Origin of the sequence: Pseudoalteromonas sp. NZS37 (assembly GCF_015864265.1) — a bacterium.
GTDB classification, from domain to species: domain Bacteria; phylum Pseudomonadota; class Gammaproteobacteria; order Enterobacterales; family Alteromonadaceae; genus Pseudoalteromonas; species Pseudoalteromonas arctica.
Genome location: NZ_JADYXL010000005.1, coordinates 332,067 through 351,523 on the forward strand (window position 1 = coordinate 332,067; position 19,457 = coordinate 351,523).

The window sequence follows — 19,457 nt, forward strand, 5'->3', positions numbered from 1 at the left end:
AGTTTTAGCCTGCAGATTAATTGTGCTTTTAAAAAGTACGTTGCTAGCTTTGCTGGCAATAAGGATTCAACATGTTAAGTTTTAAAAAAGATAAAAAGCCGTCTACGGCTAAGTTCAAATTAAGCTATATAGCCATGCTAATAGTATTGGTTTTATTAGCTATCAGCGCATTACCAAATTTATACCCAAATAAATCGTGGTTGCACATCAGTGCTGCTCCGCACAGCGAAACGCAATCTTTACCGAGCACTAAAACGCTAGTTACTTTTTTAAATAAACAAGGGCTAGAGGTTGAGCAGGGTTTAGATAAGCAATCCACTATTAATATACTTTTAAACGAGCCAACTAAAAGCGCTCAGGCGCAAGCGGCTATAAAAGCGCAATATCCAAACACGCAAGTTAAAATTGTTGAGCATGCAACCAGCCCAACATGGTTACAAGATTTTGGTTTATCACCAATAAAGCTGGGCCTTGATTTAAATGGCGGTGTGCTATTTGTACTAGACGTAGATTTAGATAAAGCCGTTGATGAGCAATTAGTCAGTGCGTATCAACAAGCTAAATCAATCATCATTAAGCAAAAAGCACATGGCGTAAAAGCGCAGCAAACTCAGCACGGGTTTGAAATAAACGCATTGCCTAATTCAACCGACAAGTTAACCCCAGTTATTGAAGAGCTACAAAGCCGATTTGCTAATTTAGCCGTTGTAACAAGCAATAACGGCAGCGTTAAAACTGCCAAATTTAGTTATTCAGAGCAAGGCCGCAGCAGCTTTGATAAAGAAGTAATGGGGCAAACACTCACAACCCTTCGTTCACGTATTGAAGAGTTAGGCATTACCGAAGCGGTAACACAGCGCCAAGGAAAGCACCGCATTCGTATAGAGCTACCAGGCGTGCAAGATCCAACCGAAGCAAAACGTATTATTGGTGCAACAGCATCGCTTGGTTTTTATCAATTAAAAGAAATTGGCGGGCAAACATTTAATATGCAATCGGGCGGAACCATAAAGCTCGATCCTGTGCCAATTTTTACAGGGGACCATATTAATAATGCAAACATAGGCCGCGACGATTGGGGTAAACCACTTGTACAACTGAGCCTAGACGGCCAAGGCGGCGATGCAATGTCGGCGTTTTCAAAAGCCAATATTGGTAAGCCAATGGCGACGGTTTACTCTGAGTATTCTCAAAACGCTAAAGGCGAAGTAGTTAAAAAAAGCGAAGTTATTAACGTAGCCAATATTGCTCAGCATTTAAGTTCTCGTTTTAGTATTACCAATATGAAAAGCCAACAAGCTGCAGCCGACCTAGCATTGCTATTACGTGCAGGCTCGCTTACCGCGCCCGTTACAATTGTGCACGAACAAACAATAGGGCCAAGCCTCGGCAGCGAAAATATTAGTAATGGCTTAGCCGCGCTTATGTTAGGCATGGGTATTACCCTTGCATTTATGGCGCTTTGGTATCGCCGTTTAGGCCTTATTGCAAACGTAGCACTTATATTAAATTTAACGTCGCTTGTGGGCTTAATGTCATTATTACCAGGGGTTGTGTTAACGCTGCCGGGTATTGCAGGCTTGGTGCTAACCATAGGTATGGCGGTAGACACTAACGTAATAATATTTGAACGCATTAAAGAAGAACGTCGCCAAGGCCGTGCACCATATCAAGCTATTCAAGAGGGGTATAAACAAGCCGCAAATACAATATTTGATGCCAATATAACCACCATGATCACCGCACTTATCTTATACGGCATAGGCTATGGGCCCGTTAAAGGTTTTGCCATTACACTCGCACTGGGGCTTTTAACGTCTGTATTTACAGGTGTGTACGTATCAAAAATATTAAGCCAAACGTTGTATTTAAAAATGGGTAAAAAAGCAGGAGAAAAAGCACATGCTTAATTATTTTTTGAAAGGTGAAAAGGGCACACGTTTACGCTTTATGGGTATGCTTTTAAGTGCCATTTTAGTGCTGCTATCCGTATTTACGCTTACGCAAAAAGGTCTAAATTTTGGCCTAGATTTTACCGGCGGTTATTTAACTGAGTTTACAACCAGCCAAAGTGTTGAACTAAAAGAGCTTCAATCGTTTATTGCTAAAAATCACAACGGTGAGTTTGAGCTAACCGCGCAAGGTAATAGCCATTTTCAATTAAGAGAAGCGCCAAGTGCATCAACAACAGCTAATAGCCTTGATTGGCAAAGCGCTGTTACACAAAACGATGATATAAACGCACAGGTATTATCGTCAGCTTATATTGGCTCACAAGTGGGCGATGAGTTATTTGATCAAGGCTGTTTAGCAATGTTTGCTGCAATGATTGCGGTAATGATTTACCTTGCAGTGCGTTTTGAATGGCGATTAGCCGTTGGCTCTGTGGTAGCGCTAGTGCACGATTTAATACTCGTACTTGGATTATTTTCACTATTACAAATTGAATTTAACCTAACCGTACTGGCAAGTTTACTGGCTATTATTGGTTACTCACTTAACGACTCAATAATAGTAGGGGATAGAGTACGCGAGCTTTTACGTGTTCAATCAAACAATGTACTTAGCCCAGCGACTATTATTAATAATGCGATTAAAAGTACGCTAACACGTACCTTAATAACTTCGGGTACCACACTTGCAACGGTTGCCAGCGTTTGGTTGCTTGCAGGTGCACCACTGCAAGGCTTTGCTATTGCATTATTTACCGGCATTGTAGTGGGTACGTTCTCGTCTATTTGTATAGCGGCAACCTTGCCGGAGCTATTGGGCTTAAGCGCTAAAAACTACGAAGTTAAAGTAGATGCCCACACGCAAACATTATTAGATATGCCATAAGGTTTTTAATAAAACACAAGCAAAGAGCTGCACCAACCAACAGCTCTTTACTTGTTTAATGCTTATTTAAACCCCGCAAGTATTCCTACCAAACTTGCGGGGTTTAAAACAATGGTTTTAAGCCTAGCAAAAATGTTAAACTAGCTGCCTTATTTTTACTGCCAGTATTGTATTAATCCCCATGAATAAAACCCACGTTATCGAACATCTTCGTTTTGCACTAGAAGCGCAGCTTACAACAGCAAAAGTAGCGGCAAAAACCGCGCACGACACCGCCACACATGAAGAAAACATAGCCGAAAATAAATACGATACCCTAGGGCTCGAAGCCGCTTATTTAGCACAAGGCCAAGCCCAGCGCGTAAACGATTGCTATAAAAGCATAGAATTGTTTGAGCCTGCCTTTAACGAAAAACCTACCGACAAAATAGCTATCGGTTCGCTGGTGTGTTTAGAAGATGATAACGCAGCCCAAAAATGGTTTTATTTAGGCCCTGCAGCTGGTGGTTTAACAGTAAACGTTAAACAGCACGCAATTGCTGTTGTAACACCCGGCGCACCAATGGGTAAGCAGTTACTAAATAAACAGATTGATGATGAAATTACGTTAACAATTGCAGGTAAAGCCCACGAATATGTAGTGGTAGAGATTTTATAAAGCTTTGGTTTTTTAAGAGAACACCATCTGACAAAGCTATGCCAACGTAATAATCGCTTATTTATATTCATAAATTAATTGTCGGATGGCATGGCTCCGCCATTTATCCAACCTACAGCTATGTTTTTATAGCGTAACGTGGTGTGTATTTCAATTTCTACAAAGGCATATAATGAGAAGTACCTAATAGTTTAAAAGTGAGCAGGGTTGACGTTAGGTGCTCCCTTTTTAATTGATTTTAGTGGTTTACAGCCTCGTTAGTTGTATTTCCCAAGTTGGCTACTCGGTGCTACTATAGTGATACATTTGTTTGGGGATTATTATGAGAGTAGAACTAGTAACAACATTGAAGCGTCAAGCAACGAAGATATTATCTGAACTTCATTCCTCTAAAGAACCTGTGTTGATAACTGAACATGGACAACCATCTGCATACTTAGTAGATGTTGATGATTATGAATTTATGCAAAAGCGTATGCAAATTCTTGAGTCTCTTGCAAAAGGAGAGCAGGCAATAAGTCGTGGTGAAACCATGTCGAATGTTGAAGCTAAAGATAAAATGAATAAATGGCTGAAATAATTTGGACTAATCCAGCTTTGGATGATCTTAACGATATCGCTGAATATATCGCATTAAGCAATTTGCAGTCAGCGAAAAAATTGGTTTCCAAAATATTTGAAAAAGTTGAACGTCTCGAACTCTTTCCTGAATCAGGTAAAAAACCAATTGAGTTAGCTAACCTAAATTATCTTGAACTGGTCGTGAATCCTTGTCGTATATTTTACAAAAAAGATAACGATAAAGTATATATTTTGCACGTAATGAGACAAGAACGAGACTTACGAAAATTTTTGTTGCTAACGCAATATACAGCTAACAAGTAGGTAACCCCTGAATGAAATTAGTATGATGAAATTAGGATGACACCCATCCTAATTATTACGAAAAAGTCAACAAAAACAGTATGCAGAGTGCATTTTTATAAAAAATGAATCACGCAAAAAAGCTGAGCTATATCGATAAAATGAAAGTAAAAATAGACAGCCCAATAGGGCGACGACAGCTGTTTATTAAATAATGGCAAACGACTCGGCTGTATTGGAGCGGTTTTTGTTTAGGTAAAAAGTGCAACATTACAGTGAATAATGGCGTGAATAAATTGACCTTACGGGGTCAAACGAAAGTGGATGCCTTACTTGACGCTGAGGCAACTGTATTGCCTAGTTCATAATATAGAAAAGTTGCAAAGCACAATGCATTAAGAAGGGCAAGTCCCCAAGCTCTTTTAATCTAAAATAAAGCCACTCAACCACCCGTAATTCCTTCCAAAACGCGATTAAAACAACACCAAACACTTCTTTATATTCTACGCAAAATACAGTAATCGATTGAACCAAAATAGGAACTCAGCTATGGTTTGTTTATCAATAAAAACAAATAAAAAACGAGTTAATCTACAGGCTCGTTAGGTGCAAAGACAACTCATGCATTCGAGGCAACATGGATACATATAACCCCAATAAAGCAGTAGAACCCGAAAACTGGTTAGCCCTAGATGAAGCTACAAGAATTGAATTAGTTCATGATTTCCATATTGGTTTAGATCACGAATTAACCGAGGATGCTTTAAGTGTACATTCATCAATTCATGTAATAGTGGAAAATCAATTAGCTATGAAGGTTGAATTAATACCAGAAACTTTCGCAAGACTCATGAGACAAGGCTTGAATAGGCATGAAGCAATTCATGCTATTGGAGCAATTATATCAGCAGATATTTTCGATGTTATGAATGGTATTGTAGAAGAGTTTTCACCAAAAAAGTACAGACGAAAGCTTGAAAAAATCACGGCAAAAAGATGGCTAAAAGGGCAGTATTAAAATTTGCATCTAACAAGAGACTATGGCGTCAATAGTTAATTTATAACTTTTGGCGCTTCCCATGAAGCACCGTCTCTTAGCATTGAATTTAATATCGCAATCATCTTTCTAATGCATACAATAATGGCCATGTATAAAACGGTTCTGACTTATGGTCGCCCACCTTGTATTTTTTGATGAGCTTTAAATAGTTCACTTTCTCGATTTATCGGTGCAACACCAATCAGGCTACTTGCTTGTTTACTGTTTATATAGCCCAATATAGGCAAGTTAGTGATGATAGAAGCTGCGGCTATTTTTCCAATGCCAGTCATGCTTTGTAGTATTTCATTTTTAGCTTTATATTCAGGACAACTCTCAATCAGCTTTGCTATTTTTTCTTCTATTTTAATAATTTGGTTTTTGAATAAGTTTAATCGTCATGGCTAATGCTTAAGGCATAATTTGTAAGCGATTATCTTCCATGGTTTGCATAGTTAATAATTGCTTTCTACACGTTACTAAATCACTCATAGCTTGCATTGTTTCTGGTTTTAGCTGTGATAATTTAGGCTTAATTGCTTCGCTATAATGCGCAATCAGTTGAGCGTCTAATTCATCTGTTTTTGCACGTTGTCCTTTCTGAGTATCTAATTAAATTAATAACTGGAATACAAAAAGCTAAGCTATGCAAACAGTTTTCTCTCAAAACTGACTAAAGTTATTCTATATCATTTAAATTTTAATTTGTGTGAACAAACATTTGACTGAAAAAAGTCGAAGAGTATATTTTACTTATTAAATCATTTTTTAACGAAGTACATACTATGAGCAATTCTAAAATTTATTTAAACGGATTAGGATTAGGTTCCTTATCAGCTGCTGTTTACTTAGTGCAAAAAGTTGGCTTCAACCCAGAAAACATTCACATTTTTGAAAAAAATCCTGAAACTGATTTAGTCGGTGGGTCAATGGATGCGTCTTCTAAAATGGTTGATGGTAAACCTGTTTACATAATGCGAGGCAGCCGTATGTACGAAGATAAAGTATATTGCTGCACTAAAGAATTTTGGTCACTAATACCTTATGACGAAAATGGTTCATGCCTAGACGACTATGAAGCTAATGCTAAAGAATGCAATATGAACACTGTGGTTAGGCTATTACATGCAAATGGTGAGAAAGACTCTGGGCACGATCTTGGATTAGGCGCTACTGAAGCTCTTCAAATGGCTCGATTAATAGAAATACCAGAATCTAAGATACCAGCTGATGCTAAAATCACTGATTATTTTAGTGACGATTTTTTTAAGAGTAATTACTGGTACATGTGGCGTGCTCTTTTTGCATTTCAGCCATGGCACTCTGCGATAGAGATGAAGCGTTACATGAAACTATTTTATCACCGTATGTCTGATATGGATAAAATGACCTCTTTAGAACGTACACGCTACACAAACTACCATTCGTTTGTTCTACCGGCTATTAAACTCATAACAAAAAAAGGCGTTCAAATACATTATGATACTTGTATTACGGACGTGGACTTTAAAGAAAGTGATGATAAACGTTGGGTAGAACGCTTACATTTAAAAAATTCAGAAGATAAAGCCCTAGATTCAATAGAAGTTAGGCCACAAGACAAAGCATTTTTGACAATTGGCTCAATTGTTTCTAATCATTCTTATGGTTCTCATGATGAGCCTGTATCTACAACACCTGCGGAAAAACCAGGGGAAGCTTACGAATTATGGCAAAACATAGTATCGAAGCAAGCAGACCTAGGTAGACCAGACCGTTATTTACGTGATGTTTCACTTTCTAGAATGATGCACTTCACCGTCACGTTTAGAGGTAACCTGTTTGAAAGAAAATTCCAATGGTTAGTTGAACGCCAAATGGGAGTACAAAGCCCCTTACCTTTAACACAATCTCCATGGATAATGCATTTGCACACCTATCGTCAGCCTTTTTTCCCGGGCCAAGCGTCAGATACTTGTGTAATTTGGGTTTCAGCATTAGGTGAAGATAAGATTGGTCAGTTTGTAAAAAAACCTATGTATGAATGTACTGGAAAAGAGATTTTAGAAGAGCTCCTAGGACATTTATGGGGTGATCTAAACGAAGACGAGAAAACAGAACTTCTTGAAACATCTTACTGTATACCTTGTAGATTACCTTACGGAATTTCTCAATTTTTACCTAGAACCGAAGGTGACAGACCTCCTGTTGTACCTAAAGGCTCGCAAAACTTTGCGCTGTTAGGACAATTTGTAGAAATACCAGATGGGATAGTTTTCACAACCGAATATAGTGTTCGTGGGGCTATATTGGCCATTAAGAAATTAATAGACCCATCAATAAAGCCACCTGAAATGTACTTTGGTCAACACCATCTATGGGATAATTTAAAAAATGCAAAAGCAATTTTAGGTTAATCCCGCTGGTGCTCGTTTGTAACGAGTGCCATAAGTGAGTTATAAAAAATTAAACAACAAAAGCTATCTATTTAATGAAAAAATTAGGATGACACCCATCCTAATTACTAACACAATAAACGCGCTTATTAATATTCATTAATTAATTGTCGGATGACATGGCTTCGCCATTTATCCGACCTACTCAAACTAGTTCGCCTTTTTCACAAATTTCGCTGTTACCATCATTTCGCCAATGCCATCTACTTTACAATCAAGTTCGTGATCTTTTTTATCAAGCACTCTTCTAACTACCGCTTTGGTGCCAATTTTAATTACTTGCGAGCTGCCTTTAATTTTTAAATCTTTGGCTACTGTCACTTTGTCACCATCATTTAGCAAAGTGCCATTGGCATCTTTAACTAAAATTGCGTGTTCATCGCTTGTATTATTAGGGTTCCACTCATGGGCGCACTCGGGGCAAACAAGCAGTTGTTGGTCCTCGTAAACATATTCACATTGGCATTTTGGGCAAGCAGGCAGCGACATTTTTAACTCTCATAAGGTATTGTTTTGCGTATTTTAATCTGCGTTATTAGTTAATCAATATTTTTTATCTTCACGTTAAAAATATCTCGTTTGTGCGTTTTTAAAAAAGGGCATATAAAGCACATGTCGCTTAAGCAATTTAAGCGCTAACTCGTACAGTAGGTACCTGTTAAAGCACCCATCATATTAAGTGATTCGCGCAATGCCCACTTAGTACGATGGGTGTTTCTATTTATAATGCTTAGTATTTTACTAAGCATGCTTTTTATATTTTGACTTAACTAGGAAAAGTCGTGTTTAAAACCTTAATTGTGGTTGATAACAACGAGCAAACGCTTGCTCAATCGTTCGAAAATGTAATTACGTTTAATACCTACTTACGTGATTACCCAAAACATAACGAACCAAAAACACGCATTATTAATCTGTGCGACTCAAGCCAATACTTGAGCAAAGGTTACTATTGCTCGTTACTTGCAGAGGCGCGCAAGCACCAAGTTTTACCCAGTGTAAAAACCATTAATGCTCTTCGTAGTGGCCAAGCACCTATGTTAAATGTGGGCCAAATAGATGGCACACTTTACTTTGGCAATGCCCAAAATGATTTACAATCAAAAGCAGCAAAGTCGGTATTTAAACAATACCCAGCGCCTATTTTATTTGTTGATGAGCAAGGCTTATTACAACAAGGCTCGATGTCGTCTTTAAGCGAGCAACAGTACAGCGAATTTGTAGCCAAGCTAGATAACTTTACTAAAACGCAGTGGCGTATTAGTTTGGTACAACGTCGTTTTAGATGGGACATGGCAATACTTGTTGATCATAACGAAAAAGTACCGCCGAGTGATAAAGACGCCATTGCACGTTTTATTAAAGCCGCGGCTAAACACGGCATTAATGCACAAGCATTAAGCTTTGACGAAATTGATAACATAGCCCAGTTTGATGCGTTATTTATTCGCCAAACTACAGCGATTGACCATCCAACGTATCGCCTTGCAAGCAAAGCGCAAAGCCTTGGTTTAGTGGTTATTGACGATGCTGAGTCTATTTTACGTTGTTGTAATAAAGTGTATTTACACGATGCGTTTAATTACCAAAAAGTGCCAAGTTTAAAAACGGTTGTAGTGGCTGATCAATCAAGTGAAACGCTTGAGCAGCTAGAAGAAGCGTTTACGTATCCGCTTGTTTTAAAAATGCCTGAAGGGTCTTTTTCAAAAGGTGTTTATAAAGTGTCAAACCGCGATGAGCTTGAAGCTAAGCTTACAGAGTTGTTTGAATTTAGCGCATTAGTGCTCGCGCAAGAGTACATGTATACCGAATACGATTGGCGAGTGGGTGTGTTAAATGGCCGTGCTATTTATGCATGTCGTTATTTAATGGCGCGTAACCATTGGCAAATTTATAACCACGACGCTAAACGGTTTTTCTCTGGTGGCTTTGAAACATTGCCAACCTTTGAGTTACCAAAAGCGGTATTAGATGCAGCATTAAAAGCATGTAAAACAGTGGGTAGGGGTTTATATGGCGTAGATGTTAAAGAGCATCAAGGCAAAGCATACGTGCTTGAAGTAAACGATAACCCAAGTATTGATCACAAAGTAGAAGACGGCTATTTAGGCGATGAGCTATACATGATCATTATGGATGAGTTTAAACAACGCTTAGAAGCACGAGGCCGTGGGTAATAACATGAGCAACCTTGTTATTCGAAAGGCGCTTGGCAGTGATTTAAACGCACTGATTGACGTTGAAAACGCCTGCTTTAATAACGATAAATTAAGCCCGCGTAGTTTAAAGCGCTGGCTAAGTGCAAAACACGGTATTTTACTCGTTGCAGAAAGTGGCGAGCAAATATGCGGCTATGGGCTAGTATGGTGCCATAAAGGGACTCGCTTAGCGCGTTTATATTCGCTTGCTGTAAAACCCACAATGCAAGGTAAAGGTATTGCAAAAGCACTGCTTACTAGTCTAGAAAAAGAAACGTGTGAGCGGGCTCGTATTTACCTTCGTTTAGAAGTGGCTGTAAATAACGAAGGTGCGATTGGGCTTTATAAAAGCTTAGGCTACAGAGTGTTTGGTCAATACAGCGATTATTACGACGACCACAGTGACGCACTACGAATGCAAAAAAACATTCGACAAACAAGTGAGTTAAAAGTGGCGCGTTTAACGCCGTGGTATCAGCAAACAACTGAGTTTACGTGCGGACCTGCTGCGCTACTAATGGCAATGGGGGCACTTGAGCCAGCTACTGAGCTTAGCCAATCACATGAGCTGGCACTTTGGCGTGAAGGTACCACCATTTTTATGACATCGGGTCATGGTGGTTGCCACCCGTTTGGTTTGGCACTTGCCGCTAATAAGCGTGGTTTTAAAAGCGAGGTAATGGTTAATACCACCGAGCCTTTGTTTTTAGATGGCGTACGCAACGAAAACAAAAAAGTGGTACTTGCCACCGTGCATCAACAATTTGTAGATGGTATTGCACAAGCAAATATACCGCTTACACATAAAGATGTAGAGCTTGAGCATATTGAGCAGTGGTTAAGTAAAGGCTTTAGTGTGCTGTTATTAATTAGCACATATAGTTTTGATGGTAAAAAATCACCACATTGGGTGTGTGTTACGCACCTTGATGAGCATTGCGTGTATGTTCACGATCCGTTTTGTGAGCCCGGTAACGATAAACAGCTCGCAATAGATTGCCAGTATGTACCTATTGCACGAAGTGATTTTAGTAAAATGTCAGCGTTTGGTAGCCAACGTTTAAGAACGGCGGTGGCTATAGCTAATAAAATATAAGGTTAACAGTGACTTTTTTAGATTTAATTGATGTAGCCCCGTATTCGTGGGCAGCTATTGGTACTGCGGCTTTTTGCGGTGCCATTATTGGTATAGAGCGCCAGTTGCGCGGTAAACCTGTAGGTATTCGTACATCAGCGTTAATAACCTTGGGTACATATTTGTTTTTATCCACTGCGTTTAATTTACAAGGGGATGTAATAGATCACTCTCGTGTGGTTGGGCAAATAATTACAGGTATTGGCTTTTTAGGGGCAGGCGTTATGCTTGCTAAAGATGGTGCGGTAGTTGGCGTAACCTCTGCTGCAACCATTTGGGTGCTTGCATCAATAGGCGTTATGATAGCGACCGAAAACCTTGGCGCTGCAATAAAACTCTCGGTGCTGGTGGTGGGTATTTTATATGGTGTAGACGTACTTGAGGCTAAATTTAAAAGCTTAAGTAAAGGTGTACACACTAAAGTAAAAAACTATCAAAAGCGCTATTATCGAAAGGAATTTAACGACACAGAACGCCACTAAAAGTGGCGTTTTTTAGTGCTATTGAAATTAGTACTACTCGAACAAGTACTATAATTAGCCAAATAACTTTCTCCTAACTACTTTTCTGTAGCCACTGGGTGTTTGGCTTAATACTTTTTTAAACACGCGTGTTAAATGACCTTGGTCGTTATATCCCACTTCTAAAGCCACTTCTTGAATTGATAAATTTGATGATGCTAATAACTCCTTCGCACCTTCTACGCGTAATTGTTGCCAATACTCAATAGGGCTTTGGTTCGTTGCCGCTCTAAAACGGCGGGTAAAAGTACGGTAGCTCAAGCTAAATTGGGCAGCGACTTCTTGCAGGTTTAACTCGGTAGCTAAATTGGTTTTTAGCCAAAATTGAATTTGTGCAATTAGCTCGTCGGGGTGACGGTCAACTGCACCCTCGAGATAGCGTTGATCTTCGTAGGGTTTGCGTATTTCGTGCGAAAAATTACGCTCTACATGTTGAGCGGCGGCTTTTCCATAGTACTGACTAATAATATGTACGATCACATCTGCAAGGGCATTAAGACTGGCTACCGTATACATGCGCTCTGACTGAGTTATAAAAAAGTCGGGTTTTAAACGCACTAACGGGTAGTCGTGGCTAAATTGTTTGGCGTAATGCCAATGGGTGGTAGCAGGGTGCCCATCAAGTAAGCCAGCCTCTGCTAATAAACAGTTGCCAGTACCGACACCAATTATATGGCTGCCTGTACTAAAGCTTTCGCTTAGCCAATCAACTATTTCTTGATTTGTACGTACTACTGGGCGCGGATTTCGCCAAATACCCGGCACTATAATTAAATCGCTGTAGGACGCGTTAGTTGTTATGCAATCAGGAATTATCGCAAGGCCTGCGCGAGTGGGTATAGATTCAGCATTTTTAGCCACTAAATTTATAGCAAGCGGTCTAAAGCTTTGCTTATCAAGATGGCCTTTAGCAAAGGCCTCGCCGGCTCTTAACATCTCAATAGGCAGCGTTAAACTAGTCACTAATAAATGCGGATAAACCGCTATAGCAATGTTTAATGGTGGATTAGTGTTTTTTTCAGTCATATAAATGCTCCGACCAGTACGTTTTGGCCTTTTGTGCTGAATATTTGGCTATTAAAGCACAATGTATAGTGCGTAATCCATTTAAACTGCTTCTTCTTCTAATAACACGTTTTTTAAAGGTAAATTATGACTGCATTACCCGTTATAGTAGGCATGGGTGGCATTAACGCCGCTGGCCGTACTTCTTTTCATCAAGGTTATCGCCGTATCGTGTTAGATAGTTTAAATGCTCAAGATCGCAGTGAAACATTCTTAGGCCTCGCCACACTGATGAATCTAGTAAGCGTTGTAAACGGCCAATTACAAGATACACAAGGTAATAATGTTGAGCAAAGCGACATAGAAGCACGTTTTGGTGAGCAAATTATTGCTGGTACGCTTATTCGTAAAATTGAAAAAGAACACTTTGATGCCGATGCCACACCGTGGCAGCAAAAAATGACGCTAAACGCATCAAGCGATAACGCAATTGTGTTTGAAACTCGCGCTCGCGACTTACCGGTACCTGTTCCAGCTAGCTGGCAAGTTGAAGAACTTGAAGGCAAAAAAGTAAAAGTAACTATTGCAGCCGACTTAGATGTTAAGCATGACTCAACACGTGATAATCCAATTAAATCTGCAGGGCAATTTCCGACTGGATTTGATCCGTCTGTTATGTATAACAGCCGCTATCAGCCTCGTGGTTTGCAAGCGACTATTTTTGCAGCTACCGATGCGATTAAATCAACTGGGCTTGATTGGCAACACATTATGAATAGCGTAGAGCCAGATAAAATTGGTACCTATTCAGCATCGGTAATTGGCCAAATGGACGACAAAGGCCTAGGCGGTTTAGTAAAGGCGCGCCAACAAGGCGACCGTGTTAGCACTAAGCAGTTAGCACTGGGCTTAAATACAATGTCTACCGATTTTATTAACGCGTACGTTACGGGCAATGTGGGAACTACGTTTTCGACCTCGGGCGCCTGTGCTACGTTTTTATATAACTTACGTGCAGCAGTAAACGACATACAAGCAGGGCGTACACGCGTTGCGGTTGTCGCAAGTGTTGAGTGTGCTATTACACCCGAAGTGATTGAAGGCTTTGGTAACATGAGCGCACTTGCAAATGTTGAAGGTTTGCGCCGTTTAGATAACTTATCAAGTGATGAAGAACCAGATTATCGCAAAAGTAGCCGACCATTTGGCGACAACTGCGGCTTTACATTAGGTGAAGGCGCACAAGTTGCTATTTTAATGGACGATGCCTTAGCCCTTGAACTAGGCGCTGACATTATGGGCTGCGTACCAGATGTATTTGTAAATGCAGATGGCATAAAAAAATCAATCACGTCACCTGGCCCTGGTAACTATATTACCATGGCTAAATCGGCTGCTTTAGCAACGAGCCTTTTAGGCAAAGAAGCTTTGCAAGAACGTAGCTTTATTTTAGCGCATGGCTCAAGTACACCACTAAACCGCGTAACAGAGTCGCTGATATATCACAAAGTGGCACAAACGTTCGCTATTGATAATTGGAAAGTGACAGCGCCAAAAGCCTATGTTGGTCATACTATAGCTCCTGCAAGTGGCGACCAATTAGCGGTAGCTCTAGGTGTATTTAGCCATAATATTATGCCGGGTATTACCACAATTGATAAAGTGGCTGATGATGTTTACACCGATCATCTTGATATTCGTAATAGCCATTACGAATGCGCCGATATGGATATTGCTTTTATAAATTCAAAAGGCTTTGGCGGTAATAATGCAACAGCAACCTTACTTTCACCAAAAGTAACAATACAAATGCTCGCTAAGCGCCATGGCAATGAAGTTATGAGTAGTTACATACAGAAAAACGTGGCAGTTAAAGCCGCGCAACAAACATATCAAACTCAAGCTGATTTAGGCCAGTATGAGCTTATTTATCGCTTTGGCGACGGACTTATTGATGACAACGATATTGTAATAGACGAGCAAAGTATTCAGTTGCCTGGCTTTGAAAAAGCAATTACGTTTAGCACAACAAACTATTATCAAGATATGTTTTAAGCACACATACTTGTTAGCAAGGCGCTTTTTAAGCGCCTTTTTTAATGCCTCAAATATATTTATCTATTAAGTTTTTTCTAAGTGAAGCTCATTAAATGAACTAATTTTTTGTATTTACACTTGCTTTTATGTTGATCGTTTGTTTCTATTATATAAACACTATCTAGGATGGATAAAACTGATGAAAAAACTCATATTAGCGCTTTCTTTAACTTGTACTTTTACTCAACTCTCTGTTTTTGCAGATGACTTTGTTCCTGCAGAAGTGATTAATAAAAACTACGATCAGCTCACTAATACTTCTTCGCGCGCTTCGAGGTTAGAGGGGATTAATTTGAGCAGTTACGTGGTTGATAAAAGCGGGCAGGTTAGTGATATAGAAATTGTAGCTACGGTTGGGCAAAAAAAGTACCAAAGAGAAGTAATGGATTACGTGTCTAAGCTCAACTACAAAAGTGCAAAATTAAATGGTGAGACTATACCTGTAGCAAAAACCATTACTGTAAGTTCGCAAAATTTGCATATTAATTTTTCAAACGATAAAGCGTCTCGCGGCTTTTTTAATGATTATGAGCAAGCTAGTAAATTAATCGACGAAAAGAAATACGATGAAGCTAAAAGCCGTATCGATGAATTAGAAAATGAACATACAAAAAATACGGTTGAGATTGTTTTGCTTGCATGGCTTAAAAGCCAGCACAGTTATTTTGTGCAAGATTGGAAGAGCTTTGATCAGCATATCTACGAAGCGTTTTTATTTAGAGATAATCTACCAGATCAAATTCAAAAACGTGTGATTAAAAACGCTTTACAGTGGTTTATATCAAAACAAGATTATGTACGTGCTTATGATGCAATAGATGCACTAGGCAATATTGAATCCATAACCTTTACAGAGCAAAACAGGGAACAGTTGTTAACTCAAGTGAACGATATTTATAAAAACTCGGGAGATATTAAGCAACAATTTAGTTTAGCTTCAGAACAAGCTGTAATGCCTATGATGTCGAAGTCTGAAGTTAAATTAGAATCAGAATTACCACTGAGCAAAGTGCAACTTAGATGCGAAAACAAAGTCGTTGACTATGACACTAATACAATTGATAAAATTGTTATTTCGAAAAATGATTTGCGTTGTGGATTATTAATAAAAAGCGCTCAAGCACAAACAATTACACTTAAGCAAAGCGGTGAAAGCTTTTTATAAAAATTGTAACTCCCCACATATAAATTATGGGGAGTTATTGCATTAATAAGTTTTGGCTATTCAAATAATGCATTGGAATTTTGCTGCAATACTTATTAAAAAAACTGTTACTTAAACTTTTTTACATACCTAAGCGTTATAAAATTAATAATGGCAAGTAAAATGGCTATTTCGTAACGGCTGTAGGCTACAGCTATACCAATTAAGCCCATATTCCAAATACTGGCTGCGGTTGCTGTGCCGGAGGTTGATTTGTTATTTTTCAAAATTGCGCCACCGCCAATAAAACCAATACCAGTAATGATGCCTTGCAACATTTTTGATTGAGCTTCTGCGCCATCTAAAACCGACATAGCAATTAATGCATACCCACACGATGCAACAGCAACAAGAGGAAAGGTACGAAGGCCTGCGCCATCATTACTACGCTCTCTGTCGTAAGCCATGGGTAGTGCAAGTAGGTATGCAATACCTAAGTGTATTAAGTTATCGATGATTTCATTCCACTGTAAATCAATTTCCATTATTGAGCCTGTGCTGGTTAACTTTGTTAATAATAAGCAAACAGTAAGCCATGGCATAAATGACTATTAATCAATGAGTTATTGTTAATACCTGTATTTAACAAGAATTATTGAGGAAACTTTTACATGTTTTTATTACTATTTTACGCAATAGTTAATTTGATCTGAGTTTTAAAGCCCCGTATTCTTTTATCCAGACTAAAAGACACCTATGTGAATCTCTTGCCTTTAAATAAAACATTAAGCACACCCACTAAGCTTGAAAAAACAGCCTTACTATTTTGCGTTGGGTTATCTGTTATTGCTTTTTTATTTCCTGAATTACTCACAGAGCACTTACAACCCGCTATTAATAAAATTTTAGGTTATTTAGGGTCGCCATTTTTTATATTGGTAAACTTGTTACTTTTTTCTGTGATAGCTATTGCTATAAGCCCATTAGGGCAACGAAAAATAGGAGGAACGCAAGCACTTGTTGAGTTTAGTACCTTTGGTTGGCTTTCTATGTTGTTTGCAGCAGGAATGGGCTCAGGACTTATATTTTGGGGAGTAGCAGAGCCTGCACTACACACAGTTAACTCGCCTTTAAAGCAAAGCTTGTATCCCAACCACCAAACAAGTGGTTTGGCACTTACACTAGTTAATTGGGGCGCACATGCATGGGCGCTCTATGCAGTATTTGGCTTGGTATTAGGTGGGCTTACTCGTAATAGTGGTACAGCGGGCGATATTAGTGCTCCTGTGATCAGTGCAACTAAAGGCGTTATTAATCGGGCTTGGCAGTTACAGTTGAGCTTTAGCATTAAATTAATTGCCATACTTGCAATATTTTTTGGTGTCGTGGGCACAATTGCTAATTCAACTTTATTACTGCGTAAGGGGCTCGAGCTTGAGCTAGGGGTTGAATCGGCTTTATTTTCGGGGTTTATTATAATTTGTTTAATTGCGCTGCTTTATACTATCTCTGCAAAGTTGGGGCTTAAAAAAGGAATTCAAACTCTTAGTAAATTTAATGTGTTTTTAGCATTTGCACTTATAGCATGGCTATTAATTTTTGTGCCTATAGAGCCAATTATAGACATAGCAATAGGCGGTACATGGGGTTACATTCAGCTCATAACCACAGGAACATGGCAGTTTGAAAGCGTACTTAATGACCCAGCATGGGCAACAGGTTGGACATACAATTACTATTTTTGGTGGTTAGCTTGGGGCCCGTTTGTTGGTGTGTTTTTGGCAAAAATTAGCCAAGGACGGCCGGTTTGGCAATACATTTTAGGTGTTGTATTTGTACCAACTTTTGTGACAATTATTTGGTTTAGTGTGTTTTCTGGCTCTGCAATTGCGTGGGATCAAACGCACAATGCAGGAATTTTAGCGGCTATTAAAGCCGATTATACGCAAGGGCTGTTTGTATTCTTCGAGCAATTAGGGTGGCAAGGCGGTTTATTAATTTGGTCAAGTTTATTGCTGTTACTCATTTTTGTAGCCACATCAGCAGACTCTGCTGTTTTGGTTATTCGCCAATTAAGTGGTGCAAGTGAAGCTCAGACATGGAGCTTGTATGCTTGGTCGTTTGCACTAGGTTTATGCGCTTTTGTTTTGTTAGTACAAAACAATGAACCATTAAACAGAAGCGTTGCTATTATTGGAGCGCTTCCTTTTTTAATTATATTTATATTGCAATTAATTGGTTTTATTAAAGAGTTTACAAATGAACTAATCAATGAAGAATAAGTATTCATTTAAATATGCCATTACCCTTAACACATTTTTACAGAGTTATTTTAAAAAAAGGCTAAAATTAAGGTATTAGCCAGTAGTTAGCATTCAAGATGAATTATGCGTATTTTAGTTATTGTTGTTTTTTTACAAAGTCTACTCGGTTGTACCGCTGTAGGTGTATTGCTTGATAATTCAGCACGCTCGAGTAGTAGCTCAACGAACTCTGGTACTTTTGTAAAAGACGAAGAGAGCTTGAGTTTCTCAAAAATGGGATATGCAGTTGACTCCGCTATAGTGGAATTTGTAAAAGACGAGAGCAATCCAAAACAAACATGTAGGCAAGTAACAAAGAGTTTAAAAGAGTGTGTAGATGTTGATAAATCTAATCTACACACTAACGAATCTCATTCTAAGCTGTTAAAAACTGATGATGAAATAATAAGTGTTGGTCAATAAAGCTGCTTATAAAAAAGTAGCTATGATCGTAGCCTGCTTGCATTTCAAGTGTAAGCGGGTAGCCTTTTTTATCAGCAATAGCGACTAAGTTTTCTGGCTTAAGTTGCTCTTGTAAAAAGCCATCAGCATCACCTTGACTCACTAACATGGGTAAGTAATGAGCTTGCTCTGCGTTTTTCATCAGCTCGCAGCTATCATACTGTGCCCAAAGCGCCTTATCATTTCCTAAATAGCCAGTAAATGCTTTTAGACCCCAAGGACATTCAATCGGATTTACAATAGGGCTAAAAGCCGAGGCACTTACAAACGCAGTCGGGTTTTTAAGTGCAACCATTAATGCACCGTGCCCGCCCATAGAGTGACCACTAATTGCTTTTGTGCTTGTTATCGGAAAATGTTGTTCAATAAGTGCTGGTAACTCACTAACAACATAATCGTACATATTAAAATGAGTGTTGTAAGGAGCTTGCGTGGCATTTACGTAAAAGCCTGCGCCTTGTGCAAAGTCGTAACTGTCTTCATTGGGTACGTTTTCGCCGCGCGGGCTAGTGTCAGGCGCTACAATAGCAATACCCAGCTCAGCTGCTTTTTTAAATGCGCCTGCTTTTTGCATAAAATTTTCGTCAGTACAGGTTAAACCTGATAACCAATAAAGTACCGGTACTTTATTTGCTTCACTTGCGCCAGGTGGTAAAAATACGGCAAAGCGCATAGTGCAATGTGTACTTTGCGAGCTGTGAGTATATTGTTTATGCCAACCGCCAGACACTTTTACACTTGAGATATTTTCTAACATA

At 39.0% G+C, this 19,457-nt stretch carries 18 protein-coding genes and 2 pseudogenes; 15 read left to right on the top strand and 5 right to left on the bottom strand.

The genetic code is table 11. The annotated features are described in order from the left end of the window. Positions 1 to 71 precede the first annotated feature (71 nt). From secD to I6F47_RS12005, 7 genes and pseudogenes are all read left to right on the top strand, one after another. Positions 72 to 1,910, top strand: a complete 1,839-nt coding sequence (secD, locus tag I6F47_RS11980) for a protein translocase subunit SecD (protein WP_197183924.1) — start codon at positions 72 to 74, stop codon at positions 1,908 to 1,910. Continuing rightward, the gene (gene secF, locus I6F47_RS11985) at positions 1,903 to 2,838 is read left to right on the top strand and encodes a protein translocase subunit SecF (protein WP_197183925.1); all 936 of its coding nucleotides are present in this window, start codon (positions 1,903 to 1,905) and stop codon (positions 2,836 to 2,838) included. Before secD ends, secF begins: the two co-directional genes overlap by 8 nt. 181 nt (positions 2,839 to 3,019) lie before the next feature. Then, positions 3,020 to 3,496 (top strand): GreA/GreB family elongation factor, encoded by a 477-nt coding sequence (locus I6F47_RS11990; RefSeq protein ID WP_007582643.1) that lies wholly within the window; start codon positions 3,020 to 3,022, stop codon positions 3,494 to 3,496. A 322-nt stretch (positions 3,497 to 3,818) separates the two neighbouring features. Beyond that, positions 3,819 to 4,076, top strand: a complete 258-nt coding sequence (locus I6F47_RS11995) for a type II toxin-antitoxin system Phd/YefM family antitoxin (protein ID WP_010555056.1) — start codon at positions 3,819 to 3,821, stop codon at positions 4,074 to 4,076. Further along, entirely contained in the window at positions 4,064 to 4,381 is a 318-nt protein-coding gene (locus I6F47_RS12000) for a type II toxin-antitoxin system RelE/ParE family toxin (protein WP_024592928.1), read from the top strand. Before I6F47_RS11995 ends, I6F47_RS12000 begins: the two co-directional genes overlap by 13 nt. Positions 4,382 to 4,497: 116 nt before the next feature. Beyond that, positions 4,498 to 4,759 (top strand): annotated as a pseudogene (locus I6F47_RS20770) (hypothetical protein); the annotation flags it as partial. Between the two features lie 238 nt (positions 4,760 to 4,997). Beyond that, positions 4,998 to 5,378, top strand: coding sequence for a hypothetical protein (locus I6F47_RS12005; RefSeq protein WP_197183926.1), 381 nt, complete (start codon positions 4,998 to 5,000; stop codon positions 5,376 to 5,378). A gap of 35 nt (positions 5,379 to 5,413) precedes the next feature. On the opposite strand, the pseudogene I6F47_RS12010 reads toward I6F47_RS12005, so the two are convergent. Next, positions 5,414 to 5,996 (bottom strand): annotated as a pseudogene (locus I6F47_RS12010) (transposase); the annotation flags it as partial. A 188-nt stretch (positions 5,997 to 6,184) separates the two neighbouring features. Between I6F47_RS12010 and I6F47_RS12015 the strand changes: the two are divergent. Beyond that, positions 6,185 to 7,795, top strand: a complete 1,611-nt coding sequence (locus tag I6F47_RS12015; RefSeq protein ID WP_197183927.1) for an oleate hydratase — start codon at positions 6,185 to 6,187, stop codon at positions 7,793 to 7,795. A 189-nt stretch (positions 7,796 to 7,984) separates the two neighbouring features. On the opposite strand, the gene I6F47_RS12020 is transcribed toward I6F47_RS12015, so the two are convergent. Then, positions 7,985 to 8,323 carry a zinc ribbon domain-containing protein YjdM gene (locus tag I6F47_RS12020; RefSeq protein ID WP_182681364.1) on the bottom strand — a complete coding sequence of 113 codons (339 nt, stop codon included), beginning with the start codon at positions 8,321 to 8,323 and terminating at the stop codon, positions 7,985 to 7,987. Between the two features lie 293 nt (positions 8,324 to 8,616). On the opposite strand from I6F47_RS12020, the gene I6F47_RS12025 reads away from it, so the two are divergent. The 3 genes from I6F47_RS12025 to I6F47_RS12035 are packed head-to-tail and all read left to right on the top strand — an operon-like array spanning position 8,617 to position 11,649. Next, complete coding sequence (locus I6F47_RS12025) at positions 8,617 to 10,011, top strand: RimK family protein (RefSeq protein ID WP_197183928.1); 1,395 nt, start codon at positions 8,617 to 8,619, stop codon at positions 10,009 to 10,011. Between the two features lie 4 nt (positions 10,012 to 10,015). Further along, complete coding sequence (locus tag I6F47_RS12030; protein ID WP_197183929.1) at positions 10,016 to 11,128, top strand: GNAT family N-acetyltransferase/peptidase C39 family protein; 1,113 nt, start codon at positions 10,016 to 10,018, stop codon at positions 11,126 to 11,128. An 8-nt stretch (positions 11,129 to 11,136) separates the two neighbouring features. Further along, a complete protein-coding gene (locus I6F47_RS12035; protein WP_007582656.1) occupies positions 11,137 to 11,649 on the top strand; it encodes an MgtC/SapB family protein in 513 nt (170 codons plus the stop codon). Between the two features lie 54 nt (positions 11,650 to 11,703). Here the strand turns inward: I6F47_RS12035 and I6F47_RS12040 are convergent, their stop codons facing one another. After that, positions 11,704 to 12,714, bottom strand: coding sequence for a GlxA family transcriptional regulator (locus tag I6F47_RS12040; protein WP_197183930.1), 1,011 nt, complete (start codon positions 12,712 to 12,714; stop codon positions 11,704 to 11,706). A gap of 126 nt (positions 12,715 to 12,840) precedes the next feature. Between I6F47_RS12040 and I6F47_RS12045 the strand changes: the two genes are divergently transcribed. Then, positions 12,841 to 14,748 carry a beta-ketoacyl synthase gene (locus tag I6F47_RS12045; RefSeq protein ID WP_197183931.1) on the top strand — a complete coding sequence of 636 codons (1,908 nt, stop codon included), beginning with the start codon at positions 12,841 to 12,843 and terminating at the stop codon, positions 14,746 to 14,748. Between the two features lie 181 nt (positions 14,749 to 14,929). Continuing rightward, positions 14,930 to 15,955 (top strand): energy transducer TonB, encoded by a 1,026-nt coding sequence (locus I6F47_RS12050; RefSeq protein ID WP_101164037.1) that lies wholly within the window; start codon positions 14,930 to 14,932, stop codon positions 15,953 to 15,955. Between the two features lie 107 nt (positions 15,956 to 16,062). Here I6F47_RS12050 and I6F47_RS12055 read toward each other — a convergent pair whose 3' ends face one another. Next, on the bottom strand, positions 16,063 to 16,479 hold the full coding sequence (locus tag I6F47_RS12055; protein ID WP_024590122.1) for an MgtC/SapB family protein: 417 nt from the start codon (positions 16,477 to 16,479) through the stop codon (positions 16,063 to 16,065). Between the two features lie 213 nt (positions 16,480 to 16,692). Here I6F47_RS12055 and I6F47_RS12060 point away from each other — a divergent pair, with 213 nt between their 5' ends. After that, complete coding sequence (locus I6F47_RS12060) at positions 16,693 to 18,216, top strand: BCCT family transporter (RefSeq protein ID WP_331458554.1); 1,524 nt, start codon at positions 16,693 to 16,695, stop codon at positions 18,214 to 18,216. Between the two features lie 105 nt (positions 18,217 to 18,321). Further along, positions 18,322 to 18,660: a hypothetical protein gene (locus I6F47_RS12065; protein WP_121954833.1), complete on the top strand. Its 339-nt coding sequence runs from the start codon at positions 18,322 to 18,324 to the stop codon at positions 18,658 to 18,660. Here the strand turns inward: I6F47_RS12065 and fghA are convergent. Continuing rightward, positions 18,614 to 19,456: an S-formylglutathione hydrolase gene (gene fghA, locus I6F47_RS12070; protein ID WP_197183932.1), complete on the bottom strand. Its 843-nt coding sequence runs from the start codon at positions 19,454 to 19,456 to the stop codon at positions 18,614 to 18,616. The genes I6F47_RS12065 and fghA overlap by 47 nt on opposite strands. Between the last annotated feature and the right edge of the window lies 1 nt (position 19,457).